This is a genomic window from Burkholderia sp. B10 (genome assembly GCF_004368385.1).
Classification (GTDB): domain Bacteria; phylum Pseudomonadota; class Gammaproteobacteria; order Burkholderiales; family Burkholderiaceae; genus Burkholderia; species Burkholderia vietnamiensis.
The window spans coordinates 87,359-104,779 of the sequence record NZ_PQMX01000005.1; the positions used below are offsets into that span (position 1 = coordinate 87,359).

General features: G+C 61.4%; 18 protein-coding genes. 15 read left to right on the forward strand and 3 right to left on the reverse strand.

Annotated features, from left to right (window positions below; all coding sequences use genetic code 11):
• Positions 1-18 precede the first annotated feature (18 nt).
• The 3 genes from C3Y15_RS04335 to C3Y15_RS04345 form a co-directional block, all read right to left on the reverse strand.
• Positions 19-438 (reverse strand): polymer-forming cytoskeletal protein, encoded by a 420-nt coding sequence (locus C3Y15_RS04335; RefSeq protein WP_059475115.1) that lies wholly within the window; start codon positions 436-438, stop codon positions 19-21.
• A gap of 11 nt (positions 439-449) precedes the next feature.
• Positions 450-1,274: a hypothetical protein gene (locus tag C3Y15_RS04340; protein WP_124259824.1), complete on the reverse strand. Its 825-nt coding sequence runs from the start codon at positions 1,272-1,274 to the stop codon at positions 450-452.
• Positions 1,275-1,363: 89 nt separating this feature from the next.
• Positions 1,364-1,972 carry a hypothetical protein gene (locus tag C3Y15_RS04345; protein WP_059741215.1) on the reverse strand — a complete coding sequence of 203 codons (609 nt, stop codon included), beginning with the start codon at positions 1,970-1,972 and terminating at the stop codon, positions 1,364-1,366.
• A gap of 618 nt (positions 1,973-2,590) precedes the next feature.
• Between C3Y15_RS04345 and C3Y15_RS04350 the strand changes: the two genes are divergently transcribed.
• From C3Y15_RS04350 to C3Y15_RS04415, 15 genes are all read left to right on the forward strand, one after another.
• Complete coding sequence (locus C3Y15_RS04350) at positions 2,591-2,857, forward strand: hypothetical protein (RefSeq protein WP_059896595.1); 267 nt, start codon at positions 2,591-2,593, stop codon at positions 2,855-2,857.
• The gene (locus tag C3Y15_RS04355) at positions 2,854-4,128 is read left to right on the forward strand and encodes a hypothetical protein (RefSeq protein ID WP_124259825.1); all 1,275 of its coding nucleotides are present in this window, start codon (positions 2,854-2,856) and stop codon (positions 4,126-4,128) included. Before C3Y15_RS04350 ends, C3Y15_RS04355 begins: the two co-directional genes overlap by 4 nt.
• Before the next feature lie 167 nt (positions 4,129-4,295).
• Positions 4,296-4,781, forward strand: a complete 486-nt coding sequence (locus C3Y15_RS04360) for an NADAR family protein (RefSeq protein WP_124259826.1) — start codon at positions 4,296-4,298, stop codon at positions 4,779-4,781.
• A gap of 80 nt (positions 4,782-4,861) precedes the next feature.
• Positions 4,862-6,241: a metallophosphatase family protein gene (locus tag C3Y15_RS04365; protein ID WP_124259827.1), complete on the forward strand. Its 1,380-nt coding sequence runs from the start codon at positions 4,862-4,864 to the stop codon at positions 6,239-6,241.
• Positions 6,242-6,442: 201 nt separating this feature from the next.
• Complete coding sequence (locus tag C3Y15_RS04370) at positions 6,443-6,970, forward strand: hypothetical protein (RefSeq protein WP_059896603.1); 528 nt, start codon at positions 6,443-6,445, stop codon at positions 6,968-6,970.
• The gene (locus C3Y15_RS04375; RefSeq protein WP_124259828.1) at positions 6,958-9,279 is read left to right on the forward strand and encodes an SMC family ATPase; all 2,322 of its coding nucleotides are present in this window, start codon (positions 6,958-6,960) and stop codon (positions 9,277-9,279) included. Before C3Y15_RS04370 ends, C3Y15_RS04375 begins: the two co-directional genes overlap by 13 nt.
• Positions 9,280-9,369: 90 nt before the next feature.
• The gene (locus C3Y15_RS31640) at positions 9,370-9,546 is read left to right on the forward strand and encodes a hypothetical protein (protein ID WP_166677036.1); all 177 of its coding nucleotides are present in this window, start codon (positions 9,370-9,372) and stop codon (positions 9,544-9,546) included.
• Between the two features lie 22 nt (positions 9,547-9,568).
• Positions 9,569-9,763 (forward strand): hypothetical protein, encoded by a 195-nt coding sequence (locus C3Y15_RS04380; RefSeq protein WP_059475123.1) that lies wholly within the window; start codon positions 9,569-9,571, stop codon positions 9,761-9,763.
• A gap of 59 nt (positions 9,764-9,822) precedes the next feature.
• On the forward strand, positions 9,823-10,230 hold the full coding sequence (locus C3Y15_RS04385) for a hypothetical protein (RefSeq protein ID WP_124259829.1): 408 nt from the start codon (positions 9,823-9,825) through the stop codon (positions 10,228-10,230).
• Between the two features lie 87 nt (positions 10,231-10,317).
• Complete coding sequence (locus C3Y15_RS04390; RefSeq protein ID WP_059475124.1) at positions 10,318-10,878, forward strand: phospholipase D family protein; 561 nt, start codon at positions 10,318-10,320, stop codon at positions 10,876-10,878.
• 71 nt (positions 10,879-10,949) lie between these two features.
• Entirely contained in the window at positions 10,950-11,834 is an 885-nt protein-coding gene (locus C3Y15_RS04395; protein WP_243860189.1) for a phosphoadenosine phosphosulfate reductase family protein, read from the forward strand.
• A 62-nt stretch (positions 11,835-11,896) separates the two neighbouring features.
• A complete protein-coding gene (locus C3Y15_RS04400; protein ID WP_124259830.1) occupies positions 11,897-13,999 on the forward strand; it encodes a hypothetical protein in 2,103 nt (700 codons plus the stop codon).
• A complete protein-coding gene (locus C3Y15_RS04405) occupies positions 13,996-16,101 on the forward strand; it encodes a site-specific integrase (RefSeq protein WP_124259831.1) in 2,106 nt (701 codons plus the stop codon). The genes C3Y15_RS04400 and C3Y15_RS04405 overlap by 4 nt, the downstream gene beginning before the upstream one ends.
• Positions 16,094-17,041: a hypothetical protein gene (locus C3Y15_RS04410; RefSeq protein ID WP_124259832.1), complete on the forward strand. Its 948-nt coding sequence runs from the start codon at positions 16,094-16,096 to the stop codon at positions 17,039-17,041. The genes C3Y15_RS04405 and C3Y15_RS04410 overlap by 8 nt, the downstream gene beginning before the upstream one ends.
• Before the next feature lie 4 nt (positions 17,042-17,045).
• Positions 17,046-17,417 carry a hypothetical protein gene (locus tag C3Y15_RS04415; protein ID WP_124259833.1) on the forward strand — a complete coding sequence of 124 codons (372 nt, stop codon included), beginning with the start codon at positions 17,046-17,048 and terminating at the stop codon, positions 17,415-17,417.
• Positions 17,418-17,421: the final 4 nt, after the last annotated feature.

Consider the following 17,421-nt stretch of genomic DNA (forward strand, 5'->3'; position numbering starts at 1 on the left):
TTCTCCTTTCGGTGGTGGTTAAAGCGCGATTGCTGCCTCGACCGGTACGGTGGATTCCGCCGGTGCTAATTGTTGCACGGGGTTTGCGGCGTTTTCGATCACCCGTTCCCGCGCGACACGACTGATCTGGCCGTCGAGCGCGGCGTTCGGGCCTAGCCGGATCGTCCCGCAGTAATAGACGTTGCCTTTCACACGCCCGTTGATTTCCAGCATCTCGCGCGCATGCACATCGCCTTCGACGGCCCCGTCGACGCGCACGTACTCGCCCTGGATCCGACCTTTCACCATCCCGCCTTGCCCGACGTGGAGCAGACCGGCGGTCGAGATGATGCCGCCGTTGACGAGCGCGAACGTGCTGACGCCGTGGTCGAGGATCAGGTCGCCATGGATCACCGCGCCGGCGGCGAGAAGAGTGACGTTGAGCGATTTCGATTTCATGCGGGCCTCGATCAGAAGAGCTGGACATCGCCGGACTTGGCGGCGGTCGGCGTTTTGGCGGACGGTGCGGGCGCAGCATCCGGTTGTGTTGCCGGCGCAACGTGCTTGCGCGGCATGGCGTGGTGGACCGGGCGGGGCGGATGGGGCAGTTCGGTCGACTCACCGTCCGTTTGCGGTTGGGCTGCCGTCTGCTTCACGATTGCCGGCTGCGGCTGCGGCTGCGGCTGCGGCTGCGGCTGCGGAATGCGCGCTTGCATGGCCGGTTGAGCAACGGCCGTGGCTGACGCGGTCACTGTCTGGACCGGGGGCGTTGCCGAACGGCGGGGCACATGAATTGGCGACGCCTCAGCTTGCGCGATGTCGCTGACCGGCGACCGGGCGGCGGACGCAACTGGGGCGCGCGCGGTCAAGGCGCTCGGGTCGATTTTTGCCATCGCTCCCGCAGGCGGATTGCTGTCGCCGCCGAGTTCGGCCGACGTCAGTGCACGAGGCGCGACCGCGTCGGCTGGGCTGGCGCCTTGCGGCGCGTCGGCGCGCGAAGGCGGCGGTGCAACGGTGGCCGCCGGCGCATGATGGGCGGCCGTGTGCATGACCCGCCACAGCTTGGCCGCGCTGACTCCCGCGGTGCCTGCCGCCATCGCGACTGCAACGACGATCGCTGTGGGTTTGGCGAGACGTCGGCACCGGGGCATCACACGGCCGATCCACGGGCGACCAGAAGTGGATCGCTCGGGCGCCGGCAGGGCGGCCATCGCCTTGGTGTGGCTGGTGATGTCGATCACGATGGGTTGCGACGCGTACTGCTCGTGCAACGCCTGAATTTCTCGTAGGTCCATGGATTCCCTCACTGGAATGTAGGTCGAGCGTAGCCGTCCGACGCCAAAGTCAAGGTCGCCGGAGAAATAGGGGAGAGGGCTGTTACCGGTCAGGCGTCGCGCAGCGAACCGTCGAAGTCGTACTGGTCGGTGTCGGGCACACAGAGCAGGGTGATGTGCTTGATGCGTCCTTCGGCGTTGGCGAGAATCGTGGCGCGGTCTTGTGCGGTGATCTTGTCGGCAAGCACGGCCTCCATCGTCGAGACGAACAGGCGGTCGTACTGCGTGAGGCAGCGCACCAGCAGACCGGCAAGCGGCCGCGTGATTTCCAGATTGATGGACTCGGACGGGAGCTCGATCTTGCGGGCGTTGTGCTTTTCCACCCAGGCCGTTGCCTTGCGCAGCCACTCCGATACGTCTCGCAGCGCGATTTCGAGCGCCCGCGTCTTGCCGCCGCGGGCGACGGCAATCTTGGATGCGCAGAAGTTGTAGTCGCCGCGAATGAACGTCCGGGCGAACTGAGATCTGTAGCGAAGTTCTGTTTTCGAATCCGACGTCGGGATGATCCGCGCGATACGCGTATCACTCGTCAGTCGTTGGATTGGCTTCAAGCCACTTGCGGTCGGCGCGGACTCCACGGGGGTATTTGAAACCGGTGGAGCAGCAGACGGGGACGGTTCCTCGTGAGGATCGGGCGGTAATTCCAGAACGGCGGCCATGATGCTTTTGGGTGGTCTCTCTCACAGATGATTGTGCGGGAACCCAATCAGCCGGTTGGCGGCAAAAGCTGGCCTGTTTTCGTGAGCTTTTGAGGAATTGCGGTTCGGAATTTCGTCAATACTGACTCTACTTCTCGCGTCTCAGACGCATCGACACAGACTTCGAAGCCCGAAGTCCATCTACTGTCTAAGCCGTGCCATTGGGCATGCTCCGGCTGGTTGGCAACCAGTGTGGAATCTTTCTGTTGATGAGCGCCTCGCCCGCGCTTCCCATCTTTCAGTCATAAAACTCGTCGCTGGCCGCATTCAGTTGCGCCGTGACGTCGTTCGAGCCCCGACATTGGGTGTTCTCTCTCCAGGCCCCGTCTGGGTAGAACGACTGTAGTCGACTGAGCCGTGATCCTGCGGCGGAATGAATATTCCGAAAATGGGCTGTAGCGCAGCGTGACCATGCTGTGCGAGGACGACCTAACGTTCTCTCTATGAGCCGACCGGCTCCCTGAGCACCACGTCCCCGGAAGGGACGTGGTGCTTGGGTCATTTAACCGAATCCACGAAGCGCGTTCCTCTGCCGAGGAACGCGCTTTTTTTCGTCCTTTTTCTGCCCCGGAGGTGCGTGTGCTTCCCAATCGTCTCAACTCCCGGATTGCCGGCGTGATCAGTCAAACGATCGCCGACGAAAGGTCGACCACCGACACGACGACACCCGCCTGGCGGGAGCGTTGCGAAGTGGCCCAGGTCGCGATGTTCACCGACTCCGACCGCCGGATTCTTCTGTCCAGTATCGCCCACCGCCGCGGAGAGGCGGCCGCCAACGCGCTCGAGCAATCGGCGGACGCGTTGCGCACCCAGGCGATCTTCCAACTTGCGAGGAAACCTTCATGAATGCAGTTGTCAGTTTGATCGGCGGCCCCGTACGGAGCGTCGTCGAAGAGCGGGCGATGCGCCCGCCCGTGATCGGGAAGATCCGGCCCGGCATCAAGGTCCTGACCTCGGCCGCTCGGGGCAATCCGGATGCGGTTGCGCTATACGAGGAGATGGTGGCCGCCGGTGACTCGTTTGAGACGATCGGCAAAGCGATCGAATTCCGTTGTCGGCTCAAGCATGCGCTGGCGCCGCGCAACACCGATTACTTCACGTGCCGCCGCTCGGACTTCAACAATCCGGACGTCGCCGACGAGATTCTCCGGCTCTACGGTGAGAATCGAGGGCAGGGCATCCGGCTCTACCGCTTCCCCGTGCTATTCGCCTTCAACGACTGGATGCAAAACATCCCGAATGAGATGGCAGCGTGGGGCTCGAGCGGTCGGAAGTACTTCTCGCAGTACGGACCCGATGGTCTGCGCTACTGCAAGACGTATGCAAAGGTCGAGCGCGATCCGCGGGCACAGCGTGCCGCTCGCCATTTCGGCGGCCGCGACGTGATTTTCCGGCAGGATGATGCGATTCCCGATGGCATCTGCAACCCTGAGCAATGCCCGCAGTACCAAAGCCGGCAATGCAACCTCGGTGCCCAGTTCATCTTCGCCATTCCCGATATCAAGGGACTGGGTTTGATTGAACTCCCGACGAACTCGATCTACGTCCTGCAGAAAGCATACGCGGCGATGAAGACGGTCCAGCTGGCTCGCGGCAAGCTGACCGGCACGAAGTTCTGGATCTCGAAGCGGGAATTCGACATCACGCGGATCAACGAGGCGGGCGACGCGGTGCGTCAGATGCAGATGCTGACCGTGCTCGATGCGGATATCGACATCGGTGCACTGCTCGACGGTGCCGAGGACGCCACGGCAGCGATCGAAGGCGCCGGGCGGCCCACACTGCCCGACTCTGGCAGCACGGTGATTCAGCTTCACCCGTCGGAGGGAGAAAGTCCCGCCATGCGCGCTGATCAGGCTGTAGCCGCCGACGGCCCCCCCGAGTCGATGGACGAAAAGCGCCATCGCATGCAGGACCTGCTGCAGCGCCTTCGCTTCGTTGAGGAAGACCAGCGCAAGGCCTTTCGCATCTACGGCCACTTCCGATACGGACGCGGCTGGGTGGAGCGCCCCACCGACGTCGACAAGATGATCGCGAGGCTGACGATGGCACTGGAGGACCCGACTTCACTTCAAAGTGAAATCGGAGCCGCGGTCGAGTCGTACCACGGCACGTAAATGACACCCCTTTCGCCGGCCCTTTGGGGCCGGTGTCCTTTTCTACAGCGCGATCCGGAGAGCCCTTCAGCAAAGCAATTTGCTCCAGTGCTTTCGACCCCGTGTCCCACGCATCGAAATCGTCCGCGCAAGCGGCATCTTTTTGACCCATCCCTCTGGAGGATCCCATGCGCCGTATCGGCAACATCACGGCGTTTTTCGGCGCCGCCGACGTGTTCAGTAATTGGCACCCGTGCAGTTTCACGTTCCACGACGTCACCTTCAACTGTGGCGAACAATTCATGATGTACGCAAAGGCCATGCTGTTCGATGACCACGCAACAGCGAAAGCAATCCTGTCGTCGACGTCGCCACGCGAGCAGAAGCGGCTTGGCCGTTCGGTACGTGGTTTCGACGAGGCTCGTTGGATTACGGCGCGCGAGAAGATCATGTTCGTCGGCTGTCGTGAGAAGTTCCGACAGAACGAAGCGCTCGCGATCGCGCTGCGCGCGACGGGGACGTCGGTCCTGGTAGAGGCGAGCCCGTATGACCGGATCTGGGGCGTCGGGCTCGGCGAACAGGATCCTCGCATCGCTGATCCGTCCGCTTGGCTGGGGTTGAACCTGCTCGGCAAGGCGCTCATGCACGTGCGGGACGCGCTTTCTCGGTCGTAACTTTCCTTCTTGCGCCGGATGCCGGCGCAGACCTATCTCTGGCTGCCTGCGGGTGGCCTTTTCTTTTTCTGGAGGCGTTGATGAAGATCGCGCATTTTTCTGACTTGCATTACGCGCCTGAACACCTCGACGAGGCGGACCGGTGTTTCAGCTTCGCGGTCGCAGATGCGATCGCGCGCGGCGCGCAGCTGGCGGTGATCTCGGGTGATTCGACCGATCATCGCCTCGATGCACACGCGCCGGCGCTGCATGCGTTGGCGACGCAGGTGCATCGGCTTGCCGAAGCGATGCCGGTGATCATGCTGCAAGGGACGTTTTCGCACGAGCCGCCGGGCACACTCGACAACTTCGCGTTGATGGGCGCTCGCTATCCGGTACTCGTGGCCGACCGAATCTGTCAGGTCGTGCTGCTGGATGGCCGGTTCCGTGTGTCCAGCGGGCCGGTGTTTAGCGACGGCGACCTGCTCGATTTCGCTGGGCTGAATCCCGATGCTGCGTTCACCTGTTTGCCGACCCTCAACAAGGGAGATCTCGCGCTGAAGGTCGGATCGCTCGGCGCGTCGACCGTCGTGGGCGACATCCTCGCGGGCTACCTGTCGGCGGCCGGGCGGATCAATGCGCGGTTTCGGGCGATGGGTGTGCCGACCGTGGGCATTTCTCACGGCACGGTCTCGGGCTGCGTGACCGAGCACGGTGTCACGATGGCCGGCTTCGACCATGAATTCGGCCTCGGCGCGCTGTTCGACGCCGAATGCTCCGCGTTCATGTTGGGCCATATCCACAAGGCCCAGTCCTGGGATCAGGCCGGGCATCGCGTGGCCTATCCGGGCTCGATCGGGCGCTTCCACTATGGCGAGGAGGGAGACAAGGGCTACCTGCTCTGGGACGTGGAATCCGATGGCGCGATGTCGCAACTGGTCGCAACGCCGTCGCGCGAGATGGTCTATGTCGAGTTCGACGGCCCGCCCGACGCAGAGCGGCTTGCTGCGCTGGCGGCGGAATCGGTCGGGAAATTCATCCGGGTTCGCTGGCAGATCGATGAGGAACACAAGCAACTCGTCGACCGCAAGGCGATCGAGGCGATGTTCGTTGGCGCCGCCGGCCTGAAGCTGGAACCGCGGGTGCTGCCGGTGATGCGCAGCCGTGCCGAGGGGATCAGTAAGGAGCCGACCGTCGAAGCGAAGGTGGCCCGATGGTGCGAGCTGACCGGCATCGAAGCGTCGCCCGTGCTGGACCGCCTGCAACTGCTCGACACCGGGGATGCGGAAATGATCGCGGCCGCCGTGCTCGACCGCCTGACGCTCGGCGACGAGCCGCAGGACGAAGTTGATGCGGGGGAGGAAGGGACGAATGTGATCCCGCTTCCGGTCGTGTCGGCCGAGCCTGTCGAACCTGTCGCGATCGCCGCCCAGCCTTCGTCGTCGTTGTCGTGGCTTACGGATGATCTGTTCGCCACCTGACGATCGCCATTCATGAACGGTCGATGCGGCCGTCTCCTTTGAACACCGTCGTGTTCCGATAGCCGCCAGGCTATCGAAACAAGATTCACCCCGCGTCGCAAGACGCATCGATTGCAGCCTCCCTGCATCCATTTTTTTATAGACCCTGGCGGGGAGCGATCCCTGCGGGTCGCACTCCGTCCATTCATCTGGAGTGTCATCATGTTTGGTCTCTATCCCGCTGGTCCCCAGTGGATCAAGTTCTTTTCGTCCACGGTGGACGCCCGCGCGCTGCAACGCAGTCTGGTTGACGACGCTGGCTTCACGGCAGGCATTTTTCATCAGCCGTTCGGTACGCAACGCGGCTTTGCCGTCGCGCAGCGTGAGCGCTTTCTGGTGCTCGCTGATTCTCTCGAGCGCGCAGAGCCTGAGCTAGTCGTCGTGCCCGACGTCGAGATGCAGAATCTGCTCTGGTCGTTCAACACTGGCTATTCCGGGCAGTGGTCAGCCCGCGAACTGCTCTCCCTGACCGGGCAAAGCGAGTGGAATGGCCTGATCCGGGCTGCGTCCACCGCGTTGGCGTCAATCGGTGACATCGTGGAGCAAGCGGCGGCCGGTCGGCTCTCGCGACCGTCGGTCGCCCCGGCGCCGGTGATGGAGATATGGCCCGATGACGGCAACGAAGCGTGGCTGCCGCCGGACTATACGTACGATGCGCCGTTTCAGGAGGAGCTCTCATGCGTCCGCTGAAATTGTTGCTCGAAGGCTTCCAGGGGGTACGGGATGGGATGAAGCGCGATTGCGTGGAACTCGATCTCGAATCGTTGCCGGAAGGCCTGATCGCGTTGACCGGCCCGAACGGCGCCGGAAAAACGACAATCATGGACAACCTGCATCCGTACCGGATCATGCCGTCGCGCGCATCGAAGCTGTCGGTCGATGCGTTTTCGTATTGGGATCACCTCTGCGGCACCCAGGCGCGAAAAGAATTCGAATGGACGCACGATGGCATTCGCTATCGCTCGTCGTTCGCCTTCCGCAAGCCGGGCAAGACGGGCAAAGCCGACTACTTCCTGTTCTATCTTTCGACGGACGGGGAGTGGCGGCCGGTGTCGCTGCCGGATGGCACGGTATCGGACGGCAAGGGCGAAACCTATGATCGCTGCGTCGAGGCGATCTCCGGCTCGCTGGAGTCGTTCTTCACGAGTGTCTTTTCGGCGCAGAACCGTCGACCGCTGGCGTCCTACAGCGCGTCGGAAATCAAGGCGTTACTGGCCGAGCTGCTGAACATCGAACACCTGCGTGGGCTCTCCGCGAAAGCAGGCGACGTCGCGAAGGTACTGTCCAAGCGGCTCGACGCCGTGCAGCAGGAGATCGTCGCGTTTTCCGGAAAGCGTGAGCGCGCGGAGCAGATGCGGCAGTCGATTGCGGCTGATGTCGAGGCGCTGAATGCCACGCGAACACAGCGTGAGGCATTACAGGGATCGATTGCAAACCTGGTGCAGCAACGGGCCGGGCTGGTGGCGAAGCAGTCCGAGAATGCGGGTGTCGAGTCTCGACTCCGCGATCTCTCGACACGACGCAACGAGCTCATCGCCACGCTGCAGTCGCTCGATCGTGATGCGACAGCGGACCGGCAACGAGCCAGCCAACGTCGAAGCGCGATCCAGAGCGCGATTCGAGGCTTTGAGGCCACGTTCCAGCAGCGCGACGCGATTTTGGGGGCTGCGGCGGTGCGCGATCGGGCGTTGCTCCGTCTCGGGCAGCTGGAAGCTCGCATGGAGCCGTTGCAGCGTGCGATTGCTGAACTCGATGCGAAGCGCTTGCGCCTCGTGACGCTCCGGTCGTCGCTCTCCGGGCTGCAATCGGAGGGCTCGTCGGCGTCGACGCTGCTGGAAAACCTCCGGGCACAGGCTGCAGTGGTTGATGCGGTGCCGTGCTCGGGGATGGATATCCACGCGGCCTGTCCGTTGCTCGCCCAGGCGCGCAAGGCATCGAATGACGCCAACGCGCAGACGGTGACGATCCAGAATCTTCGTGGTCGATACCGAACGCTAAAGGCCGAGGCCGACTCGCTCGAGCCCACGCTCGCTGAACTTCAGGCGAAGCAGGCGGAACTGAGGAGCGTGTCGGAAAGCCTCGCGGCCGAACGACAGGCATTGCAGCGGGCGACTGATCTTGCCGCTCGCAAGCCGTTGCTCGATGCAGCGGATGCCGGGATGGTCACGTCACGCGCTGAACTGTCGGCACTGGATGCGGAAGAGGTCGAAGCCACGCGACGTCGGGAGACGGAGCGTGCACGGGTTTCCGCGCTGATTCGGGAAATCGACACGGAAGCGAGTCGTCTCGCGGCGGTCGATGTCACGCGGGTCATCGCGGACATCGACAACCAGTTGACCGAGCGTCGACACGGGCTGACGGCGACGGATGCGCGGATCGAGGCATTGATTCGCAGTCAGGCGACGCGCGAGACCGAATTGGCGGGCCTCGAGCGTGATCTGGCGGGTTTTGATGCTACGCAGGCGCTCGCGGCGCGGATCTCAGACGAGATCGCGCAGTGGAAGCTGGGCGCGAAAAGCCTCGGCAACGATGGGGTGATCGCGCTGACGATCGACGACGCCGGCCCGGCGCTCACGCAGACGGTGAACGACCTGTTGCTGGCGTGCTACGGCACGCGGTTCACAGTCGAGATCCGGACGCAACGGGCCCTCGCCAACGGCGATCTGCGGGAAGGGTTCGAGATCCTCGTGCACGACGCCGAGAGCGACAGCACCAAGGCAGTGGGGGTGATGTCGGGCGGGCAGAAGGTGTGGATCAACGAGTGCCTGACGCGCGGTATCGCGCTGTACAGCGCGGAGAACGCGGGACAACCGTACCAATCGCTGTTCAGCGACGAGTCGGACGGTCCGCTCGATCCGCAACGCAAAGTGCAGTTCATGCGGATGAAGCGAGAGGTGCTCAGGCTGGGCCGGTACGAGCGGGAGTTCTTCATCTCGCAAACGCCGGAGCTTATCGCCGAAGCAGATGCGGTAATTGATGTCGCCGCGCTGGCCGTCTAGGTTCGCGCAGCTATTTACTTCTTTAAACCCATGCGGGGAATTGCTCCCGCATGGGGGCGTTCCTCGCCTTTTTTCTTTTCGAGGAACGCAATGAAACTGAAGTCCAACTCTGTCGCTCTGAATCGAAGCCTGACGGTTTCGGTTCGCCCGAAACCCATCCGCATGGGTACGGAGCACGTCTACGAGCTGAACGGCTCGCGGCTGCGCGACGTGCTGATTGACGGGCGATGGGTGACGGTGGCCGCTACGGCTGTCGTCGTGTCCTGAATCGTCGACGGAGGAGTGTTCGATGGACGGGATGACGAACCTGGTGATGCTGTTGATCGCGATGCACGGCCGCTCACAGCCGCCGGCACCGGCCCTGCGCTACGTGGTGGCTTCGCAGGCCGTGAATAGGCGGCCGCCTATGAAAACGGACGCGGTCATCTGCAAAGATGGACAAGTTCACACTTTTCCCGCAGGGCACCCCAAGCCCTGCATCTAATCCGTTGACCAGCGGCCCTGTTCTCGCAAGAGAGTGGGGCCTTTTTTTGAGGCCTCTGAATGCCACTTCTGAATGTTGATCTTGTTCAGCTCGCGTCGCGTGTCGTGCCGGAAAGCGCGCGAGATTCATTCGACGCGATGTCGGTTCGGGCACGTCTGGCGACGCTCTCGATCGTCGCCGACAAAGCTGGAGACGCGTCAGCGCGCGACGTCGCGCTGCATGCGTTGACCGTGCTTGATGCACCAGCATACGTCGGGCTTTCGGCAGTTCGGTACGCGCTGCAATCCAGCTGCTCTGTACTGCGCGTTCCTGCCGATCACATTGACTTCCTCGTCGCGGTCACCAGTTCGCCGGGACCGCAGACAGAAGGGTATGCGGAGTATGCCCGCTGGCCGCGGGACAAGAGTGGTCGTTGGCTCTTGACCGTCACCGCGCGCGATGTGGCGAAAGCATTGGCGAACCGCTAGTGCGTTCGTCACAACGTTTCGATGCCGTATCTCAACGCCCGGCACGGGAATGGGGCGGCGCCTTTCTTTTCCGTTGGAGATACCTCTATGAAGAAGCAAATCGGTTGGGCCGTGCTGGTGGCATGGCTGTGCTGTTGCGTTGCGATCGCGCTGGGCGGCCGCGCGCAGGCGCAGCCCTTGCCGCGGGTCGAAATTGCGTTCTCGCCGGATGGCGGCGCTGAAGCGCTGGTGTTGCGGACGATCGGCGAAGCGCGCCAGTCGATTCGCGTGTTGGCCTATTCGTTCACCGCACCGGCAGTAACTCGAGCGTTGATCTCCTCGAAGCGGCGAGGCGTCGACGTCGCGGTGACGGTCGATGCCCGCAGCAACCTCGACGAGGATCGTAGCGGCCGGGCACGCGCCGCGCTGGGAGCGCTCACGTACGCCGGGATTCCGGTTCGGGTCGTGAGCAGCTACTCGGCTCAGCACTCGAAGATTATCGTCATCGACAACGTCACGGTTCAAACCGGCAGCTACAACTACTCGCAACAGGCCCGGTACAACTCGGAGAACGTCGTGGTGCTGCGCGGCGACGCGCGGATCGCAGACGTCTATCTGAAGAACTGGGAATCGGTCTCTGCACGCGGCGAACTCTACCGCGTGCCCTGATCGGCATCTATCCTCGACCCATGCGGGAATGGCGCCCGCATGGGGCTGTTCCCGTGCACATGGAGCAGCATATGTTTTCTGAAATCTTGGCGAAGATGGAATCGGCGATCGACGCACTTGCCGCGCTGATTCGGCAGGGCTACACCCTCTCGAACGCGTTGAGCGGTGGGAAGGACTCAACCTGTACGGCGATCCTTATGCTCGAGGCGGTGCGGCGTGCCGGCACCGACGTGTCGCGCGAGCACTTCGTGACGAGCGCAGACACGACAATCGAAAATCCGAGTATGCACTGGCACCTCCAGGCCATGCTGGATGAGATCCGCGACGCGAATCACGATGCGGATGTCCCAGTTTCCGTGCACGTTGCGACGCCGTCCCTTGCGTCGCAGTTCGTCGTTGCGACGATCGGGCGCGGGACGCTTCCTCGCACCCCGGAAAACGGAGTGAGGAACGGAAAGCGGATACGTGCTTGTGCGGCGGACTGGAAGGTCGACCCGCAGAATCGCCTGCGCGTCACGCTCGAGCGCTTGGCGGCCGCCGGCGGAAGTGGTGAAGTCGTCACCATCCTCGGCAACCGGTTCGGGGAAAGTGGTAGTCGCGCAACGGCCATGGCCGCTCGCAACGAGAATGCGCTGAGCCCCGTCCGGAATGCGGACGGATTTCTCACGTTTTCGCCGGTCGCCGAGTGGTCCACCGACTGCGTTTGGACGATGCTTTCGCTCTTCGCGGAGGATGCAGGTCGCCCCTTTCCGTCGCCCGTGTCCAGCGAGTCGATCCGGCGGCTCTCGGATCTATACCGCGCTGGCAACGACGGGACGTGCGGTGTGATTCTGGGAGAGGGCGGCGCGCGTGCCGCGTGCGGTTCTCGATTCGTTATCTGTCTTCACTCGATGTGTGACTATTTCCTCTCTTTTGGCCGCGGAAATAGTACTGTCATTGATCGTGTGTCTATATAGCTGGTATGGCCAAAAGACCTCGACCGTTCTCAAAACCGGGCGCTGTGACCGCTCAGACGCTTATGAAGCCGGCCCTGACCGTTGCTGCGCTTCCCAACGATCCCGTCAGCTTGGCCGAGCGTCGGGAAGCGCGCAATCGCCCCCCAGACTTCAGCGCGGTCGAGCTCGTGATGCGGTACAAGACACATAATCCGCAGAAACCAGCCTTCAACCGCGATCTGTCGGCGCTTGCCGACGCATATCCTCACCATCGATTCTTGATCCAGCAGTTGCTCGTCGGCGTCAGCCTGCACTTCGCGCTGAAGCCCCGCTCGTTCCAGTCCTACCAATCGTCGCATCTCGGTATCGAGAACTTCATCGCGTTTCTTAACAGCGACGAGCCGCTGCAAAGCGTTCCGACTAGTGTGGCAGATCTCAGCTATGCCATCGGACGTCTTTTTCACGCGTGGCTGATCCGAAGGCATTCCGGCCGGGCAAGCAACCGCAAACTGTATGGCAACCTTCGTAGCGCCATTCTTGCCCTCCAGAAGAAGCATGGCGGATCTCGCGTCGTCGGGCCGGTGATCGAGTGGCCGCCCGGCCCGCGCACGACCGAACAAGTATCCGAAAGCTATTCGGGAGCTACGCTCAACGCTTTGGTTGGTGCTTGCCTCGAAGATATCAAGTACGTCATTGACAAGATGTCGTCATTCCGTGCGCAGCTTGGCCGAACCGCGCCGTTTTCGGATAACGACGGCATACTGGTCAATGTTCGCTCAAACCGGTACCGCACGAAATCTTCCTTAACCTCCGTTGAGTCGGAATGGCGCGCGATGGCCACGGCGTACAACATTCATCCGGCTTGGCCGCTTGGCATGCCACTTGAGGAAGCGACAATGACCTTCTCCATGGAGGAGCAGCGCGCCCGATATCAGGGGATGCTATCCGCCCAGGGGCGTGCGCGCCGGGTGATTCAGGCGATGTCTTTCGGCCCGCAGGGCAAAGAGATGAGCCACGGCCAGAACGCCTATTTTAGCCACTTCGCCTTCTCGGCCGCATCGCTCTATCCATTCATCCTCTTTGTGCAGATCAACACCGGGTGGAATCTGGAATCCGTGCTGTCGCTCAGCCTGCCGATCGAAAGCCATATTGAGTCTGACCTTGTGGATGAACATTACTGCATCATCTACAGCAGCAAGCAACGAACCGAGAAAGCGGTGTCGCACCGATCAAACAGAAAGTCACCCTACGGTGTTTATCGGTTACTAAAGTTTGTCGAGAAGATGGTCACGCGACAGTCATCGTCGCCGCACTTCCTGCCTGGCCAGCTTTGGCAGTTCCTTCCAATCAAGAATCTGTGGATGAAGACGGAGACCATGCTGACGACCATCGTAGGCGGCGCAGCGATCTCGCAGTACAGCGCTAAATTCCTCGCGCGGCATGACCTCCCGATTGACACTGAGGCCAAATCCCCGACCCTTGAATCCCGTCGCTTGCGTACCACGGTGCAGACGAAGCGGCGGCAGCAAGGCTTGACCATCGATCAGATGCAAGGACTACAAGGCCATGCCGACATTGACACGACATCCGTGCATTACGACGACGATGTCGGCGCGGCGGAGCTAAAAAATCAGCAGATCAGAAAGTTGCAGACGCGGCACGTTGCGGATTTCCACAGCTACCATGCGCGGCTTGCACAGAGCGCGACCCTGCAAGAGTTACGGGAAGCTCTGCGAGGCACAAGCCACGTTAGGCAGCAGCATCTGCGCCTCGGACGGGCAGACGACCCCCTAGAACTTACTCAAGAACAGGTCACTCACCTGATGTCTCCTTTCGGCCAGACCTACATTGCGGCATGCACAAACGCCTTGGCACCCACCTGGCCAGATGCAGAGAAGTTTGTTGGCGCTGGCGAGCGGTGCCGGTTCTTTAACCGTTGCTCTATGTGTGATAGGGCGCTCATTTTCAAGGAAGCGTTACCATGGGTTGCACGCCGAATCTGTGACCTCGATGACCTGCGCTTGATTATTCCGGCGCCGGAGTGGGCCAATAACTACGAAGATGAGCGTGCCGGCTGGCAATGGGTGCTGGACAACTGGAGCGATCGGGCTGAAGTCGCCGAGGGTGTGGCGTTGGCGAGGACCGACGCGTACATTCTGCCACGCATAATGCGAGGTGCCGCATGACCAGATCGATGTTCTCTGATGAAGGCATCGAAGCTGCGCTCAAGGATGTTGGAGATTCGCTTATTCTGGAGGATGCCGAAGAGGATGCGCTGCTGACGCAAGCCGGTGTCGACGCTGCTGGCGAATTCGTCGATGGAGACGAAGGCGAGGAACCTGACGATGTGCCTGCCGGGCTTATCTCGCTGGCCGACATCCCCGTCGAAGAGTGGGATTCCATTGCGGTCTCTCCTCTGAGCAGGTTCGGCGATGGCCTCTGGAATTTTACATGCTACCCACATGTCGTGGCCAAGGGCGCTAGGCTCAACTTTGACTACGTGAATGCGCTTGACTTCAACATAACGACGCAACGCTTCGTTCATTGGTTGCGCATTTCCAAGGCGTTGCTCTTCTATCAAGTCCCGCATTTCGCGGTCTCTATATGGATTCGCTCCTATGGGAGCATGGCCTCGCGCAAGACCCGACTGGCGAGATTGTTCCAGTTGTTCAACGAGGAATCTCTCTATCTCGGAGCGCCAGGCGACACCGGGTTTAGGACAATCAACGATCTGTCAGTGGAGACTGTGCTGGCATTCATCGAAAATCTCCCGACATCGGGCGCCAAGTGGGAAATCGCGTGGACGCTCCGGTATTGGCGGAAGCTTTCTGCCTCAAGCCTGTTGCCACCGCAATATGCCATCCACGACAAGTACATCGACAAGGCGACGGTTGGGCGCTATCGGGAAGCCTACGACAATGCATCCACCCCGTTTAGCCCGATCCCACTCGACGACTATGCTGAAGTCGTGGTCCATTGTCTGCGCTGGGTCAATGACTACGGCGACGATGTCCTTTGGCTGTTCCGGACCTTCTTCCGGTCCGTAGTAAGCCAGCAGGCCGAACAGGCGAAGCTGCGTCTAGATAGCTTATCGCTGAATTCACGGGAAGGACTAAAAGAATTTGCTGCCTACACGCCTGCCCTCGTGGAAGGAAAACCTTGGTGGCCGCTCGGCATCACAACCAAGCGTAGCGATGGCACCGACTACCTCGATCGGCACCGGATCATGCACATCATCGCCTCGTTGATGGACGCCTCTTGCACCCTAATCCTGGCGACTACCGGAATGCGCCGGTCGGAGGTAGTCAACCTGCGCTCCGGCTGCGTGAGCAGGACGGCGGAAGGCCCTTGGCTGCGCTTCGCCGTGTTCAAGACCTCGCACGCCAGCCAGGGGGACACAAAGGTCATTCCTATTCCGGAGCCGACGGCAAGGGCCATTGAACTACTGGAGGCGTTGTCCCACGAAGCACGGATGTACGGTGGGCACGATTACCTATTCGCGGTCGTAGCGGGGCACCACTTCGGAAACCGTGCGCACCTTGCGTATCCCGAACGAGCGGTAAAGCGCGTCGCCCGCATCACTGGGGTCGATGCCTCGATCCATCCGCACCGCTTCCGCAAGTCGCTGGCGATGTACTTAATCTACCAAGACCCGCGCAACATTGAGCTGATCCGGCATTTGTTCTCGCACAAGAGCCTGAAGATGACGTTGCGGTATATCCTCGCCCTTCCGGGCGTACACACGGAAATCAAGCAAATCATCATCGACCAGAACGTCGCCCTCTTGACGGAGGTCGTCGGGGCCGTGTTCAACAACAAGATTGGTGGTGTCGCGGGCCTGCGTGCGCGGAAGACCATAAAAGAATCTGCGATGTTCAAGGCCAAGCTGCAGGATGCTGGTAAGGAGACGCTAGTTCAGTATGTTGAGTCGATGCTGGACCAGGGCATCTCCATCCTTCATCGCACAAATCTAGGGATCTGCATGAAGACCCCAGCGACGGTGGAGCCCTCGCCGTGCGGGCACAAGTTCCTCGTGGAAGCGCCGGAACTGCATCCGACGCTATACGCCTGCGACCCCTTGAACTGCCGCTTCGCTGTCTTCACGGAGAGACACGTCCCCGTCCTGGAAAGCGAGATCGTGTTCCACCAGAAGCTGGTCGTGCATCCGTATGCCGGCGAGCAGCAGAAGGCTTTCTCGGAGCGGATCATCAAGCACGCCTTCGCGCGGTTGCGCGAGATCGACAGTGACCGTGCGGACGATTTCCTCAGAAAGTTGGCCAATGGCTAAGCCGGACGTTCTGGATCGCGTGTATGCGTGCATCGGGACGATGCGTTCGCGCGGCGACAAGCTCAACGTCGAGAAGGTGGCGGTGAGGGCTGGGGTCGCTAGGGCTACCCTCTATCTGCCCGACCCGGATTGGCAAGAGGTCCGCGAGGTCATCAAAGGCAAACCATCGTCACGCGTGAAGCTCGTCGAGGTCGAGGTCACCGAGGCGTCGAAAGTCAAGCAGAAGGTGGCCGAACTCAAAGAGCGCGTGGCCAGCGCTGAAGGTGAATTGCAAGCCCTCAGGAAGGATGCAGAGAGGATCTACCGCAAACTAGTCGATCAGCTTCAATACTACGTGGCATTGGCCGCCGAGACGCCGGCTAAAACGGCGAATCGGGCGAAGCAACTCAAGGAGGCCGGTCACGACAAGCAGGAAATCAAGCACCTCCGGGCGGAGGTTGCCATGCTGCGACAGCAGGTGGGCAACGGCCCAGCGGAACCAGCGGCGTTGACCACCAAGCGATATATTACGCTGCCGACGTCAAGTTCCTGGGCCGACACCTTGGCGTCGTTCATGGACCAACTGGTGCAGGTTACACCAGATGACCCAGTTGGAAACACCGTCAGTGCCGTCTATGTCTTGTGCGGTCTGCCGATGGCCGGGAAAACCACTTGGGCCAGGGAGCATAAGTCTCAGGTCCCTGGTATCGCGCTTTACGTCGATGGCACCACGCACACTGCGGAGCAGCGCCGTTTCATCGCGGATCGGTTACGCAAGATCACAAAGGCTCCAATCCATTGCGTTCGGCTACACGCTGACGGTCCGACGTGCGTAGCCCGCAGCGGTCGACAACACCGTGGTGCCGCTCACATTGAGGTGCAGCATGCCATCGAGATGATCGCGGCGGAGTTCGAGGAGGTGTCCTTGATCGAGCCCTTCAACTCCATCGTCCTGGCGTGATGCTATGACCAAGCTCGAACGGCTCGAAGCGTTCTTTACCGCCAGAGAGGAGGCAGGCGATTGGCGAAAATACCTCAACAAGGCGGGCACCCGGATCAGTCGCCAAAGGGTGGTTGAAGGCTGCCAGTTCCCTCGGAGCACCTTGTATCAAGCCGCTGCCATCCAAATGCGGCTGGTAGAGATGGAGGCGAACCTGAGGCAGCGGGGAATCGTTAGAGCGTCCGGCACTGAAGAGCCGTCAGCACCAAACTTCGACGGTGAGGCGGACAAACAGCTCGACGCGCTGAACGCCCGCATTGACACCCTGCTGGGAGGAATCCAGGAGATGCGGGCATTCATTGCCTCATTTGGAACAGACGAGATGCCGGCGTCGTGAGCAT

Coding starts and splice junctions, on each gene's coding strand:
- C3Y15_RS31640 (WP_166677036.1), top strand. CDS start 9,370: ATGAAACTGAAGTCCAACTCTGTCGCTCTGAATCGAAGCCTGACGGTT.
- C3Y15_RS04345 (WP_059741215.1), bottom strand. CDS start 1,972: ATGGCCGCCGTTCTGGAATTACCGCCCGATCCTCACGAGGAACCGTCC.
- C3Y15_RS04395 (WP_243860189.1), top strand. CDS start 10,950: ATGTTTTCTGAAATCTTGGCGAAGATGGAATCGGCGATCGACGCACTT.
- C3Y15_RS04405 (WP_124259831.1), top strand. CDS start 13,996: ATGACCAGATCGATGTTCTCTGATGAAGGCATCGAAGCTGCGCTCAAG.
- C3Y15_RS04365 (WP_124259827.1), top strand. CDS start 4,862: ATGAAGATCGCGCATTTTTCTGACTTGCATTACGCGCCTGAACACCTC.
- C3Y15_RS04400 (WP_124259830.1), top strand. CDS start 11,897: ATGAAGCCGGCCCTGACCGTTGCTGCGCTTCCCAACGATCCCGTCAGC.
- C3Y15_RS04355 (WP_124259825.1), top strand. CDS start 2,854: ATGAATGCAGTTGTCAGTTTGATCGGCGGCCCCGTACGGAGCGTCGTC.
- C3Y15_RS04390 (WP_059475124.1), top strand. CDS start 10,318: ATGAAGAAGCAAATCGGTTGGGCCGTGCTGGTGGCATGGCTGTGCTGT.
- C3Y15_RS04415 (WP_124259833.1), top strand. CDS start 17,046: ATGACCAAGCTCGAACGGCTCGAAGCGTTCTTTACCGCCAGAGAGGAG.
- C3Y15_RS04340 (WP_124259824.1), bottom strand. CDS start 1,274: ATGGACCTACGAGAAATTCAGGCGTTGCACGAGCAGTACGCGTCGCAA.
- C3Y15_RS04370 (WP_059896603.1), top strand. CDS start 6,443: ATGTTTGGTCTCTATCCCGCTGGTCCCCAGTGGATCAAGTTCTTTTCG.
- C3Y15_RS04360 (WP_124259826.1), top strand. CDS start 4,296: ATGCGCCGTATCGGCAACATCACGGCGTTTTTCGGCGCCGCCGACGTG.
- C3Y15_RS04410 (WP_124259832.1), top strand. CDS start 16,094: ATGGCTAAGCCGGACGTTCTGGATCGCGTGTATGCGTGCATCGGGACG.
- C3Y15_RS04375 (WP_124259828.1), top strand. CDS start 6,958: ATGCGTCCGCTGAAATTGTTGCTCGAAGGCTTCCAGGGGGTACGGGAT.
- C3Y15_RS04335 (WP_059475115.1), bottom strand. CDS start 438: ATGAAATCGAAATCGCTCAACGTCACTCTTCTCGCCGCCGGCGCGGTG.
- C3Y15_RS04380 (WP_059475123.1), top strand. CDS start 9,569: ATGGACGGGATGACGAACCTGGTGATGCTGTTGATCGCGATGCACGGC.
- C3Y15_RS04385 (WP_124259829.1), top strand. CDS start 9,823: ATGCCACTTCTGAATGTTGATCTTGTTCAGCTCGCGTCGCGTGTCGTG.